The organism is Bdellovibrio sp. 22V, from assembly GCF_030169785.1.
In the GTDB taxonomy this organism is placed as follows: Bacteria; Bdellovibrionota; Bdellovibrionia; order Bdellovibrionales; family Bdellovibrionaceae; genus Bdellovibrio.
On record NZ_CP125854.1, the window covers coordinates 734,391 to 747,109 of the forward strand.

12 protein-coding genes are annotated in these 12,719 nt (G+C 45.2%); 6 read left to right on the plus strand and 6 right to left on the minus strand.

Going from position 1 to position 12,719, the window contains the following annotated elements:
* Positions 1-3: 3 nt before the first annotated feature.
* Together QJS83_RS03530 and QJS83_RS03535 are read right to left on the minus strand one after the other, a co-directional pair.
* Complete coding sequence (locus tag QJS83_RS03530) at positions 4-420, minus strand: hypothetical protein (RefSeq protein WP_284607722.1); 417 nt, start codon at positions 418-420, stop codon at positions 4-6.
* Positions 408-1,742: a transglycosylase SLT domain-containing protein gene (locus tag QJS83_RS03535; protein WP_284607723.1), complete on the minus strand. Its 1,335-nt coding sequence runs from the start codon at positions 1,740-1,742 to the stop codon at positions 408-410. The genes QJS83_RS03530 and QJS83_RS03535 overlap by 13 nt, the downstream gene beginning before the upstream one ends.
* Positions 1,743-1,980: 238 nt before the next feature.
* On the opposite strand from QJS83_RS03535, the gene QJS83_RS03540 reads away from it, so the two are divergent.
* A complete protein-coding gene (locus QJS83_RS03540) occupies positions 1,981-2,454 on the plus strand; it encodes a hypothetical protein (RefSeq protein WP_284607724.1) in 474 nt (157 codons plus the stop codon).
* Here the strand turns inward: QJS83_RS03540 and QJS83_RS03545 are convergent.
* The 3 genes from QJS83_RS03545 to QJS83_RS03555 are packed head-to-tail and all read right to left on the minus strand — an operon-like array spanning position 2,451 to position 6,160.
* Positions 2,451-3,236 (minus strand): methyltransferase domain-containing protein, encoded by a 786-nt coding sequence (locus QJS83_RS03545; RefSeq protein WP_284607725.1) that lies wholly within the window; start codon positions 3,234-3,236, stop codon positions 2,451-2,453. The two genes, QJS83_RS03540 and QJS83_RS03545, sit on opposite strands and share 4 nt — an antisense overlap.
* The gene (locus QJS83_RS03550; protein WP_284607726.1) at positions 3,233-4,687 is read right to left on the minus strand and encodes an adenylate/guanylate cyclase domain-containing protein; all 1,455 of its coding nucleotides are present in this window, start codon (positions 4,685-4,687) and stop codon (positions 3,233-3,235) included. The genes QJS83_RS03545 and QJS83_RS03550 overlap by 4 nt, the downstream gene beginning before the upstream one ends.
* 9 nt (positions 4,688-4,696) lie before the next feature.
* Positions 4,697-6,160 carry a class I SAM-dependent methyltransferase gene (locus QJS83_RS03555; RefSeq protein ID WP_284607727.1) on the minus strand — a complete coding sequence of 488 codons (1,464 nt, stop codon included), beginning with the start codon at positions 6,158-6,160 and terminating at the stop codon, positions 4,697-4,699.
* A gap of 185 nt (positions 6,161-6,345) precedes the next feature.
* On the opposite strand from QJS83_RS03555, the gene QJS83_RS03560 reads away from it, so the two are divergent.
* From QJS83_RS03560 to QJS83_RS03570, 3 genes are all read left to right on the plus strand, one after another.
* Positions 6,346-7,704 (plus strand): sensor histidine kinase, encoded by a 1,359-nt coding sequence (locus QJS83_RS03560; RefSeq protein WP_284607728.1) that lies wholly within the window; start codon positions 6,346-6,348, stop codon positions 7,702-7,704.
* Entirely contained in the window at positions 7,677-8,081 is a 405-nt protein-coding gene (locus QJS83_RS03565) for a response regulator (RefSeq protein WP_284607729.1), read from the plus strand. The genes QJS83_RS03560 and QJS83_RS03565 overlap by 28 nt, the downstream gene beginning before the upstream one ends.
* 76 nt (positions 8,082-8,157) lie before the next feature.
* On the plus strand, positions 8,158-9,696 hold the full coding sequence (locus tag QJS83_RS03570; protein ID WP_284607730.1) for a YiiX/YebB-like N1pC/P60 family cysteine hydrolase: 1,539 nt from the start codon (positions 8,158-8,160) through the stop codon (positions 9,694-9,696).
* Positions 9,697-9,761: 65 nt separating this feature from the next.
* On the opposite strand, the gene QJS83_RS03575 is transcribed toward QJS83_RS03570, so the two are convergent.
* A complete protein-coding gene (locus QJS83_RS03575) occupies positions 9,762-10,868 on the minus strand; it encodes an acyl-CoA desaturase (RefSeq protein WP_284607731.1) in 1,107 nt (368 codons plus the stop codon).
* A 235-nt stretch (positions 10,869-11,103) separates the two neighbouring features.
* On the opposite strand from QJS83_RS03575, the gene QJS83_RS03580 reads away from it, so the two are divergent.
* Together QJS83_RS03580 and recO are read left to right on the plus strand one after the other, a co-directional pair.
* Positions 11,104-12,090 (plus strand): hypothetical protein, encoded by a 987-nt coding sequence (locus tag QJS83_RS03580; RefSeq protein WP_284607732.1) that lies wholly within the window; start codon positions 11,104-11,106, stop codon positions 12,088-12,090.
* Positions 12,087-12,686, plus strand: coding sequence for a DNA repair protein RecO (gene recO, locus QJS83_RS03585; RefSeq protein WP_284607733.1), 600 nt, complete (start codon positions 12,087-12,089; stop codon positions 12,684-12,686). Before QJS83_RS03580 ends, recO begins: the two co-directional genes overlap by 4 nt.
* Positions 12,687-12,719 lie beyond the last annotated feature (33 nt).

Consider the following 12,719-nt stretch of genomic DNA (forward strand, 5'->3'; position numbering starts at 1 on the left):
CGTTTATTTGCAAAGAGCGTTGAGAACTTTCAAAGCTTCGACAGCTTCAGGAACGACTCCGCCTTCACGGCTGGTCGAGTTTTCAATGCGCATCTTCGCAAGCTGACAGTTTCTTTCGTTCAGTGTTTTAATGCGGATAAGATTGATATAGTTATCGTATTCCGTGAGACTTCGGAATTCCTCGATAATAGGGGAGTTATCAGGAAGCGAAGTTAAATCCTCGGGAAGCTCGACCGTATTGAGTCTCTCAAAAAGAAATTCTTTATACTTTTCTAAAAGTTGCAGACGAACTTGCGGGTCGGCTTCTTGTTGAAGTCGTAAAGTCAATTGACCCGTTACTTGAATCGTCATGGCATCTTCGAATGCATGTGCGGAACCCGCTGCGAGCACAAGAGTCAGAGCTAAAATTAGTTGACGCATGAACCACCTCCGGCATTTTTTTCGATTGTATTCAAAGTGTTCGTGATAGATGGGAAATAATGAGACGTTTCCTTACGGCGCGCAGAACTCTTATTGGCGCTCGCAGGGAACTTCTGCATGTATTGTTGAACTTGATTGATGAATTGATCGGCATCCGTCACTGAACGGTTGCGATAGAAGGAGTTCAGTAAAGCTTTCACTGGAGTCCAAGTTCCAGCAGGACCCGTATTATGAGACCAAACCATCAATGCGCGTTTTACTTTATTTAAGTCAAACTCTGAAAGTTTGAATTTATTGCGATAGTTTTTGTTCGCGAAAATCATTGTATCCAGATCTTTTTTTACACCTTTGAGATAGGCAAACGTGTAGATCATGTTTTTTACGGGATTTCCGTTGCGCAAAGAAATGCGGTCGCAAGAAAGTGATTTTTGCGGGCGAATCGGCTCCATGGAATCCAAGAATTGCATGGAAAGCTGATTACATTGTTGATTCTGGTTACCCTCTAAAGAAATGCGCACGTCGCGCAATTCATTCGTGTTCACGTCTTGAATCGCTGGGGAAGTGAATTGACCGATACCACCGGCACCCGTTCCGCTCATCGCATTCACATGAAAACCTGATTCAACGTTGATAAGAGCGTAAACGGCACGCACATCCAATTTCTGATTTTCCACGCCCTGGTCTGGCGCAATGAAATCCTTCATGCAAGAGCTGACAAGATCAAAGCTGTTATTGATAAGTTTGAAATAGTTTTCAGAAATGCAAGGACGGAAAGCCTGACGGGAACTGCCATTTGCCGAGCATTCTCTGAAGGTTTTGCTGCTCGCGCCGAAACGGGCTTCCATACTTACGCGCATACACGCGGGTTTAATAATGGAGTTCGCACGCACGGGAGCGGCCGTGAGACCTGAAAGCAGGCTGTTGCCTTTTGAAATCTGATCTAATTCTTTTTCCAAGTAGTCGTTTTGGCGATTGCACTGCATGTAACGAATATCAGAGACTTCCTTCTGGCAGTCTTCGCAGTTTCGGTTCGCAACGTTGTTTATTCCACCGATCAAGTCTTGCACTCGTTTGGCTTTATCGATTTGATCCAAAGCGTGCTCAATAATAGGAGCAGGTTCCGCAGGAGCTTCTTCTTTTTTCTCTTCCTTTTTACCTTCTTTGGGACCCGGTTCCCCCATGGGGATTGTGAAAGGAGCAGAAAGCTCTTTAGAGGATAAGTCCGTAGATGCTTGAGGCCCTGAAACGATCATATTCATGCCGGCAGTGAAGCAGGCACTTACGAATAGCAGCTTGTATAAAAAAGGCAGGGCAGTTCTCATGTGAAGAATCTCCTCAGATTCTAGAAGAGCAAGAGGTCTGCCAAAAGGACCCGAGTCATTTCAAATATTTAAGAAGTCGGTGCTTGTCTCAAAATGAGAAGACTCGCAAGGAGGCCTAAACAGGCGCATGGCTGTTCACTTTATATACAGACTATAGAAGAGGCCAAACCCTGTATTTTGAAACTGTCTGACTTATTTGTTGGGTCAAGAGTCATAATAAAAGTAACGGAGGTTTGTTATGAAAACATTCGACAAATACTCTTCAATATTGATGCTGCCGGAGGAAAAGGAAAGAAGCGTTTCCCTGCCAGTATTTACCGAAATTAAAAAAGGTGAGACCTCCGAAAGCACTTTCGACGAAGACGAAATTCTGACAGATAAGGATCAAACGGCAAGAACCACGATTACGAATGCCGTCAAAAGAATGAAACTGAATGATATCGCACCGGAGCCTTTAGAGGATCTTCCCGGCGATTTTATGCGCGGAGATATTGATGTGCGCGAGCAAATGGATCGCGCCGCCGATGCCATGGATACTTCTTGGCGAGGTTTGCAAAACAGAGCGGACGAAGACAGCCCGCGCGGAGAATTAGGAGCTTCTTTTCGAGATACTCCCGGTGGATTGGAAGAAGTGGAAGCAAAAACCGACGAATACATAGCCACGCATCGCCTTAAAAAAGTCAAAGCGCGTCCGCAAAAAAGAGTTGGCTAGAGCTGACCCCAAATAAATATTCTTTTGAATGGATAGAAAAAGGGCTTCTCGTCGGGAAGCTCTTTAAATAAGCGCTCTTTAAACTCGCGCAAGAATCTTTCATAATCCTGGGCTGATAAGCGCGATTGGAAGTAAGTCAGAAGACTGCCTTTCACCCATTCGATCACGTCATCGCGAGACTCGAGCTGATGGCCGTAAACTCTTTGTAAAACTTTTTGTTCTTTAAACCCAAGATGATAAAGAAGGGTTGCATATTTTTCGGGGGAGAGAAGAGAGCTATATTTATCGTACGCTTCGCCTTGAAGCAGCGAATTCCAGGGTTCTTCTTCGCTCATCTTCTTTGCCAAAACGTGCGTGGGGTAATCATGATTCATCGGCATTTGGATAGCCAGTTGCCCATGAGGTTCCAAAAAGTTTTTTATTCTCGCAAAAAGACGGGGATGATCAGAACACCATTGCAGAGCCGCATTCGAAAAAACGATATCGAACTTGTCTGCCGTCGTCCATGTTTCGATAGCGCCTTTTTGAAAACGTAAAGTCGCTGACTCATGCTTGCGGGCTTGTTCTAACATTTTGTCGGAAGAATCAAGACCGCAAGTTTGATCTGCTTTTACAAAGTGATGCAGCTCGCTTGTAAGCTCGCCGGTGCCGCAACCAAGATCAAGGACTCGAGGATGAGACGTGCTTTGCAGCATGTTCATGAGGTCGTAAAATGGCTGCGATCTTTCGGACTTATATTTGTCGTATTGTCGTGGATTCCACGAGTCGGCCGGAATGCTCATGCTCTTAGCATAGGACTTTTTTCCGTGTCGGCAAGCTCATAACCACATTGACGACATTTCATGACAAAAATTCCTTGTGCGTTCGTATCAAGATGTAAAACCGAATCCACGCAGTGCGGACAGTGCGCGGCATTCGCTTCTTTTGATCCTTCAGGAGAACGAAGAAGTTCAAAAACAAAATGCTGATCGTCTTCGAAACCTTTGATCACTTTTTCTCCGATATTTTTCACAATGAAATTTTCGCGTTCCAGTGTTTGTGCAATATCAGAGTCGATAAGAATTTGATTGGGCTCTGCCAAATTCGTTAAACGAGAAGCAAAAGGTAATGGAGCGCCAATAGCCGTGTAAGAGCGGAAAAACTTTTTGTTACCATAGAAGCCCACATTGGCATAACCCGCGGAAATGCCGACACGGATTTGCATCTCTTTTTTCCAGTTCATTAGATAAAATTCCCGGTCCTGGCGCAAAGCTTCGCGTACCTCTAAGGCGGCGAGGCAAGTTCTTTGTACGAAATCGCCATAGCGAATTGGATCATTGGCAAACGCCAAAATCCCGTCACCTTGGAACTTATCAATCGTGATATCGTATTTGAGGAAAATCGTCACCACAGTGTCCATGAACCGAGCCAGAACCAGATCCACTTTCGCCTGATCCAAGCGGACAACGCGTTCTGTGGAACCGACGATGTCCACGAAGATGGCGCAAATCTGCGAGCGGCGAACGCCTTTCTCAATATCCACGCGTCCATCACGGATGGCTTGCACCACCTGAGGGCTGAATTGCGTGCTCAGTGTATTGAGGCGCACGGCTTCTTCTGTTTTGGCGCGAATAATATTGTCACGATTGGCGATTTCAGATTTCAAAGCCAGACGGCTGTTGAGTTCCCGAATACGCAATTTTTCCTGAAAAAAGCGAATCAAAAAGCAGATGACGATGGAGCCGATAATAAAAAATGAATTCAGCGCAATCGCCCAGGCATCCTGAAGATTCTGCATCTTTGCAAAGACAACCACGTAGTAAGGCAAATAGATGGCTAAAGCGACACCTGCGAAAAAGCTTGTCGAAAAAGGAATGAAAGAAAGACCACCGATAGCAACGAGGTTAAGACCCGCGTAATAACCGGTGCCCACGTCGGGGATCATCGCGATCATCACATTGATAGGAAGTGCGACCAAACCCACATAGAGAGCCAAGATGGACCGGGCTCGAAGAGCGGTCTGTTCTCTTTCAATAAGTTTTTTCGTCACAAAACAAAGAGGAATGATCGTCAGTCTCAGCGCTAGAAACGGCCACTTGAACTGAGGAACATAAATAAGATCTGCAACCCAGAACGCCAAAAAGAGGGGCACTGCCATCCAGTTGGCGATCACATTTAGAACAGATCTGATTTCTTCTACCACCTCGTGCTCACGCAGTTCGCTGGAGGTGATTTCTTTGCCTGTGAAAAACAATCAACGTCCTTACTTCTGAATAACAACGAAAAGGTTTACGCCCAAAGGTTCTTTTTCAACCCAGATTTTTGAGCCAAGGCCTTTGAAAATACGCAGAAGATCCTCTTCGGATCTGTAGATCAAGTGCCAATCCAAAACAAGTTCCATAAAGGGAACGCAAGGATTGTCTTTGCTGAAGTTTCCGATAACAACGCGGCCGCCCGGTTTAACGGAGGCCAACATTTTTTGTGCTGCCATTTGGGCGACCGGCTCTGTGAAATAGTCAAAGAGACCCGCAGAGTAAATAAGATCGTAATCCGTTTCAGGACAACCTGCCGCGATCACGTTACGAATGGCCATATTGTTGAATTTAAATTTAAAACCCGATCGCACAAAACGCTCGATGGAGTGCAACTGGCGGTGAGCATGCTTTAAAGATTCTTCATCTTGATCCAAGCACGTGAACTCGACGGGACGGCCATAGAAGGTGTTGGCATTTTGCAGGAAAAGTTGTTGCTCCATTGCAGGACCGCTGGCGACTGAAAGAATTTTCAGCGGCTGGTTTGGCGGTGTCGCCGTGAAAAGCTCCGTGATCTTTTCAAAAAGATACTGACCACGGTTTTTAACCGCAGCTCCCGCAGGCTCATCAATAAAGTATTTGTGCATGCACTGGTCGAACAAAGTTTTGCCCACCAATTCATCACGATAAAGATGATTCATCATTTCGTAATCCCCGGCATAACCGCGCGGTTTGAAGTAGGCGCGGTTCGCAAACGGGGCGCCGTAAACAAGATAGCCGATTTGTTCACGGGCAAACTCTGTCGCCCATTTCATTTGTTCAGGAGTAAAGTTCTTAATAAATTGCGGAACTTGGGAATACTTCATTGGAATGACTTGGCCTAGGTAGTCAGAAACCGTATCTGCAATCGTCAGGCGATAGTCTTGCGCTTCCTTCCAGTTATCAACCGGAGAATCCGCCTCCAGTTTATCAATACGAGCTTTTAGCTTTTCGAGCCAATCCTTCATTTCGTATACGAAAGTTTTAAACTCCGCGGGCAATTGCGCGAGTTCTTGGGCATATCTTGTTTGTTCGGTAATGACTTCAGAGGAAACTTCCAAGGCTTTGATGCGCTCAACTTTTAGAGGCTCGCCAAGAATTTCAAAACCAATAATCATTTCGCCCGTCACGGATTTTGTATGATTTTCGGCACGAGCCCAGCGTAAAGCGATGCTTTGAGTTTGAATGTTTTTATAAAGAAGACTTCCTTCAAGATGAGGATGTTTTTCGAACCACTTTTGCAGATCTTGATAATCTGTTGCGGAAACCAAAACGCCGCAACCAAAAGAACTGATGTTGAGGATTTCAAACTGACGTCCTTGAAAGTCGAGGAAGCAAGAGCCCGGCTCCAAAGCGGTACGATCCTGACGTACGACTTTTTTGCGGCTATTCTCGTCGATATGAAAAAATTCTTGCTTCATAGCATTGTTACTCATGCTGTCTCCTCAGTGCTGTCGAACCAATGTTAGAAAAAATGTGCATTTCCTTATCGTCTTTCGAGTTTAAGAAGTTTACAGGACCTTCGTTATAGGACTGTATTTAGACACGAAACCAGACGGAAGATGTGGCGAAACGCGGCTGATTTCCCAGACAGGAATATAATTAAAGGTGAGGTTTACCTATGGAAGCATCAACTCTTGAAGTCCTGAAAATGGTCAAAAAAATTTATAACATCGACCAGCTCCTTTACGGGAAGGAGTACGTGCGGGAACTTGTACGAAGTCTCGCGCAAACTCTGGAAGTAAAATACGTTCTTGTCGGACATGCCGTTGAGCCAGAAAGAGCCGCTATCCAGACTGACTTTGTATGGTCGGGAAATGGGTTTGCCGCGAATATTGTCTATGATTTGAAGGGCACTCCATGCGTAAACGTTATTTGCGGAACGCGCGTAAACTGTTTCGCGGAACGTGTGCAACAGCAGTTTCCCGAAGATAAAATGCTCAAAGATCTGGGAGCGGAAGCTTATATCGGAGCCCCCTTTTTAAACCCGGACGGCGGCTTGGTAGGTCTTTTGATTATTCTCGACGATAAGCCCTTGTACGATCGGGAACTTTTCACTTTCGTTGTTGAATTCTTTGCGGCGCGTATTGGTACGGAGTATCGACGTCAAGCCTTCGAGGATTCCTTGCAGCACCAAGTGAACTTGCGAACCCAAGAGTTGAGTTTTGCATTTGAAGATTTAAAACGCACGCAAAGACAGCTATTGTCCCAGGAAAAACTCGCGACAATCGGGCGTATTACTTTCGGCATCGCGCATGAGTTGAAAAACCCGCTGAATGTCATTATCAACGGCTCGGAAGTTTTAAAAGATCTTATGGAAGAAAAGAATATCGACGGGGAAATTAAAACCGCCGTCGATATGGTTCATCAACAGGCGCAACGGGCGAACGTCATTATCACCAATATGCTTCGTCAGGCCCGCCAAGAGCCTGCGGATGCGCCACCTGAGAACACAAATTTGTCCGAAATGCTGGAACGCTGTTTAGATCTCAGTGTCCGCTCTATATTGGATCTTGAATTCAAGGCTAAATGCGCCGTAAAAAAAGACATCCAGCCGCAAGTGGAAATGGACTTACTTGATCATCCAAGTGTCGAGCGGGGCTTTATCAATCTTATCGACAATGCACTTTATGCTTTAAAAACCAAGTTTGGATACCTTGGTAAGGACATTTTCACACCGGAACTCTTTGTCGATCTTTCGAAAGTCAAAGACCACATCATCATTCGCATTCGAGATAACGGCACCGGTATTTCGCGCAGCAATCTGCAACGAATCTTTGACGAGTTTTACACGACCAAACCTGCTGGAGAAGGCACAGGTCTGGGGCTTTCCATTGCGCGACAAGTGATCGAAAAAAATCACGGCGAAATTAAAATCAACAGCAAGGAGGGGGAATTCACAGAAGTGACCGTTCATTTTTCCACTTTGGACAGAAAGGAGGGTAAAGGCGTATGGTCATCGAGAAACCTCTCACCGTAGTGATTGTTGACGATGAATCCAGCGTGGGATTTCTTTCCCGCATGAAATTTCGCAATGCGATTCAGAATGGCACAGTGGATCTGCATTTTTTTGAAAACGCGGCGGAAACAATGAAGTACTTGGAATCTCGTCGTAAAGATATGGACGACATCATCGTCTTTACGGATATCAATATGCCCGAAGTGTCAGGCTACGAATTGCTGGAAGATATCAGGGAAAAATTTCCGCAACTTCCGGTGTACATGATGAGTGCTTATGACGACTCAACAAGTATTAGTAAGTCTTTTAATTTAGGAGCTCAGGGCTACTTCACAAAGCCGGTGAATTACAAAGACGTTAAATCTCTTATTGAAACAAAATACGGCGTTACTCTCTAAAGGAACTCGCTCAAGGTCGAGTTACGTAATCCCGAGGAATTTCCGAAATAGACGGGGATATACCGAGGAGATTTGTATGAAGAGATACCTTTTGGGTGGCCTGAGCGTACTTTTATTTTCAGCATGCCAAAGTCCCTTGTTTAAAAGTGAAGAGACATCTTACCGCAAACCAGCAAGCACCGAAGAATTGATTACGGGAAGCCAAAAGGTTCTTTCCGATTTGTCCAATCCGCAAATCTTCAATGCACGTACGTGCGCTACCTTCGTGAACAAAGTGACAGATTATCTTTATTATCTTCCGGCGGATCATTTCATTCCCAAAACGCCTCAAGAAGTGGAGAAACTAAAAACTCATGGCGACGATGTCATGAATACGATCTTCCAAATCCGCGTCGTCCTGCACGAAAAATTGCAAGAGTTCGACTCTCGAAATGAACTTACAAAAGAATGTACTCAGGAAGTTCGCGAAGGTTTCCAATACGCGCGTTTCGCGGAAGAATATCTTTTGGAATGGTTGTATTCACAAAAAGTTTATACGTTTAAAAAGACACCGATTATGGACAGCTCAAAACCAAGCACTTGGACAAATCCCAAGTATGCGGGCTTTCAGTTGAAAACGGGCGACGTGATGTTGGTCCGCGGGAAGTCTTATGTGTCTGCGATGATCGCGCGTATCGGTGATGAAGAAGGCAACTTTTCGCACTTGGCGATCGTAGGTGAAGATAAAAAGGGCCGTAAATACGTTGTCGAGGCACTCATCCAATACGGAGTTATTGTAACGCCTTTGGAAAAGTGGCGCCAAGCGGAAGATGCGCGAGTGGCTTTGTATCGTCAACCGGATGAAGTTCTGGCGAAGCAAGCCGGCCGTAAAATCTGGGAAAGAGCCCAGTATGCTTTAGACAGAAACAAAGGCATTCGCTATGACTTCGCGATGGACGACGACGACTATTCGACGATTTTCTGCTCGGAAGTGATTCGCTATGCCTATGACATGGCTTCGGATGGCAAGTTCATGGTTCCGAAATTCCGCAGTACCGTTACAAAATTCAAGAATACGGATTATCCAAAAAGCCTGGGTGTCACGAAATCCACTCTTTTTGCGCCGTATGATATTGAGGTCGACCCGCGCTTTAATTTCATCGCGGAATACCGCTTCTATCCTCTGCTAAGACAAGTGCGTATGCAGGACGCGGTTCTGCAAAGTATTTACTCTTGGATGATCGATAAGGATTATACTTTCCACTGGGCGCCACAACATTCTATTAAAGGTTACTTTGCGAAGTTCGTGCGCCAGTTCGGTATTGCAGCGGATACGCTTCCTAAATACATGCCTATCGATAGCATTCAAACCAACGTGAAGTTTGAAGCCGTTGCCAAAGTTCTAGAGAAGAACATCTATAAAAAAGAAGATGAGTTCTATAAAAAGAAAGGCTACTTGCCGTCCTTCCAGGATATGCTGGCGATGAATGAAGAGTTCCGCCGTACTGACTGTCTTGAGAATCAAACATTCCGACGCGAGAGCAATGCACCTTTCCATGATGACGATCGCAGAAACAATGTCGATACATCGAGATTCCACTGGTTCTTCTATAACGACAAGCGAAGCTGCAACTAATCCAGACGACGAAGAAATAAAAAAGCCTCTGTGTTTCGCACAGAGGCTTTTTCTTTTTTAAACAATTAAACAGATCTTAAGCAGACTTGCCATTGCTTCATTCCCATTTGGAATTCCAGCTTGGCAATTTCCATCTCACGTCTGATTTCTGCAAGCTTGTGATCGTAAGCCTCTTTCAGCTCTTCACGTTTGCGAGCCGCATCGACTTTGAATTGTTCGTAGTCTTCACGCAACTTTTTCATTTTGTTTTGCGCTTCAAGAATTTTTTCTTTCATGGCTTGCAGTTTCTCGTCCGCGAAGCCATGCATTTTCATTTCAGCAGCTTCTGCCTGCAAGCGAGCTTTCAAAATCTCGGCATTGGAGATTTGACGAAGCTTTGTCGCCAAGCCCATGAAGTTCAAAGTGCGAATCGTCCACTTAGTCGGATCCCAGTGATACCACTTGATACCGTTACGATAGTCGATTTGAAATTTATGATGGAAGTTATGATAACCTTCTCCATGAGTCAAAACCGCCACGAACCATGAATCGCGCGCAGAGATCTCTTTAGAGTAGGTTTGTTTGCCCAAAGTATGGCAAAGAGAGTTCACAAAGAAAGTGCTTTGTTGAGTCAAAGCGATGCGTAGACCGCCACCGATCACCAAGCCGCCCAACCACGAACCCATCATCCAGCCAATCAAAGTCGGAAGGGCAAAACCTGTAAGAATCGCCAAGGGCACATAATATTTGTGTTGGAATGTGACCATCCAGTCTTTTTGTAAATCCGGAGCCACGATTTTTTGATCGACAGAGTCCTTAAAGAACAACCAGCCCATGTGTGCGTACCAGAAGCCTTCATTGATGTTGTAAGGATCTTTCTCTCCATCAATGTGCGTGTGGTGACGGCGGTGGTCTGAAGACCATTTCAAGGCAGAGCCTTGGAAGCCCGAAGCACCCACCAAGAGGAATAAGGCCTTTGCGATAGGATGCGCATCATAACTTTTATGAGAGAAAAGACGGTGGTAGCCCGCTGTGATACTCAAGTTTGTCGCGGCTGCAAAGATAAGAGCAAAGAGGAGAAGGTCCCATTGAAAACCATAGTTATAGAAGTAAATGGGAGCAAGAATCAGAGTCACCAGTGGATTGATTGTGAGGAAGAGCGCCACCGGCCATTCAATACGTTTTTTAGTCATTTGCACCTCTAGCCTTGAAGTCTATCAGAGGGCCCAAGAATTCAATACTTAAATGCATTAGCCAAGTGCAAAATGACGGTTCCTTTACTCATTTTAGCGGGTGCGTTGGTGATTAAAACGCTCTCATTAGAGTTCGCGGAATTTCCCGAAATAAATCGTTTTTTTTACCATCCTGATTGGAGATTAAGACCTTCGTCGTACTCTCTTTTGTGAGGTAATTTGTTAACTTCAATCTATGCTCATCGATGTACTGCGCCCGGAAGCTTGGGAAGATTTAAATGACCGCGTTAAAACTTCCCTCGAGTTGGATGTAAAAATCCGCGCGCGTTCTTATGCGGGATTAGGCCAAGCTGTGTTCGAGATTTCGCAGGGAACAGCGCAATTTATGTCGCATAAAAAAGCCATTGGTGTGCTCCAAGGTCAAACCTCCGTTTTTGATTCTTTACTGCCGTACTACTACAAAGAAACTTACGACGTCGCCGTGCTGTCACATCTTAAGCTCGCGAATGTGAAGGAGTGGGTCGAAGGACTTAAGAAGGACACTTGTTTTGTTCTTTACAGTGAAGATCATCCGGTGACAGGAGAAAAATACGGCTTTGTCGAAGAATTGGATAAACTGCTTAACGAGAAAAGAATTTTTTCTTTTCGCGTATCTCATGCGACACATTTTCACGAAAAAATAGAAATCAGACCTTACACGGTCCGTCTTTGTTCTTTCACTGCCTCCGCCGCGGTCGCTGTTTTAGGAGAGAGGTTTCGTTCTCCCACACTCATGGCGCAAAACATGTCTTGGAACGCGGACGGATTTTTAAATGAACTCAAGACGTCGCAACAAGGCCGTGCGACGAACGCGACATTGATTGAAAAGTTTGAACAAGAAATTTCCTCCGTTGCCAAAAAATTCTTTAAACAGGACAGCCTTCGTTTATTTGATCGTGCCGTGGCCATTCTTCCTGACGTGAGCGCGGAAGCTGTTGCACAAAATCTTTTTAAGAAATTAGGTCTCAGCGCAGAACAGGGTTGGCAGAAAATCAACAGCACCAATATGTGTCATTGGTCGGCGACAAAAATGTTTCGGCACTGGTGGGAACCGACTCCCTCCGCCGAGGACTTGCGCGGCCTTCTTGTGATCAGCCCCGAATTGTTAAATACAAAAGACTTTGCCAAGATGTTGATATCTTCGTATGAAGAAGTAAAAGCACAGCAAAGTTGGGACGTTTGACACAAGCCAAAGAACGCTTCATCATTCTTCGAAAAATCAAATACTCAGAAGCGGATCTGATTCTGCACGCTATTTCCACGCAAGGAGAGAAGCTGTCTTTTATCGCGCGCGGAGCTTTGAAAAGTAAAAAGCGTTTCGGCGGAGGCGTTCTTGAACCCACGCATTTCGTTACTTTCACCTATAAGATGGCGAATGAAGAAGGCCAGCTCAACGTTTTGCAAGAAGCCAATCTGGTAAATGATTTTCCAGGATTGCGCACGGACTATGACCGCCTCGATTTAGCTTTGCACATTTTGGAATGTGTCAGCAAAGTCAGTCAGGAAGGCGACAAAACTTCGGACTTCTTGTTCAATCTCTTAGGCAACACTTTGAAGGCGATGGAGACGGCCCAAGATCCACTGATTGTGAAAATGCACTTCTATCTGAAATTTCTTTTGCAACAAGGGGTGGTGAACGCAGAGCCATGGATGACTCCCTTTCTGCGCACAAACCTGCAGGATACAAATCAGCTCTTAAATCAAAGACAAATCGTCGACGAAGAACTCCAAAACGTCGAACAAATGGTCCGCCACTACCTAGAACACGCCACTCTCTAGGTACCCGCTTCCCTTTGCGCACGAAAGGTACAT

Excerpts from the sequence above, each read along its gene's own strand:
- QJS83_RS03530 (WP_284607722.1), bottom strand. The coding sequence starts at position 420 with ATGCGTCAACTAATTTTAGCTCTGACTCTTGTGCTCGCAGCGGGTTCC.
- QJS83_RS03535 (WP_284607723.1), bottom strand. The coding sequence starts at position 1,742 with ATGAGAACTGCCCTGCCTTTTTTATACAAGCTGCTATTCGTAAGTGCC.
- QJS83_RS03540 (WP_284607724.1), top strand. The coding sequence starts at position 1,981 with ATGAAAACATTCGACAAATACTCTTCAATATTGATGCTGCCGGAGGAA.
- QJS83_RS03545 (WP_284607725.1), bottom strand. The coding sequence starts at position 3,236 with ATGAGCATTCCGGCCGACTCGTGGAATCCACGACAATACGACAAATAT.
- QJS83_RS03555 (WP_284607727.1), bottom strand. The coding sequence starts at position 6,160 with ATGAGTAACAATGCTATGAAGCAAGAATTTTTTCATATCGACGAGAAT.
- QJS83_RS03560 (WP_284607728.1), top strand. The coding sequence starts at position 6,346 with ATGGAAGCATCAACTCTTGAAGTCCTGAAAATGGTCAAAAAAATTTAT.
- QJS83_RS03565 (WP_284607729.1), top strand. The coding sequence starts at position 7,677 with ATGGTCATCGAGAAACCTCTCACCGTAGTGATTGTTGACGATGAATCC.
- QJS83_RS03570 (WP_284607730.1), top strand. The coding sequence starts at position 8,158 with ATGAAGAGATACCTTTTGGGTGGCCTGAGCGTACTTTTATTTTCAGCA.
- QJS83_RS03575 (WP_284607731.1), bottom strand. The coding sequence starts at position 10,868 with ATGACTAAAAAACGTATTGAATGGCCGGTGGCGCTCTTCCTCACAATC.
- QJS83_RS03580 (WP_284607732.1), top strand. The coding sequence starts at position 11,104 with ATGCTCATCGATGTACTGCGCCCGGAAGCTTGGGAAGATTTAAATGAC.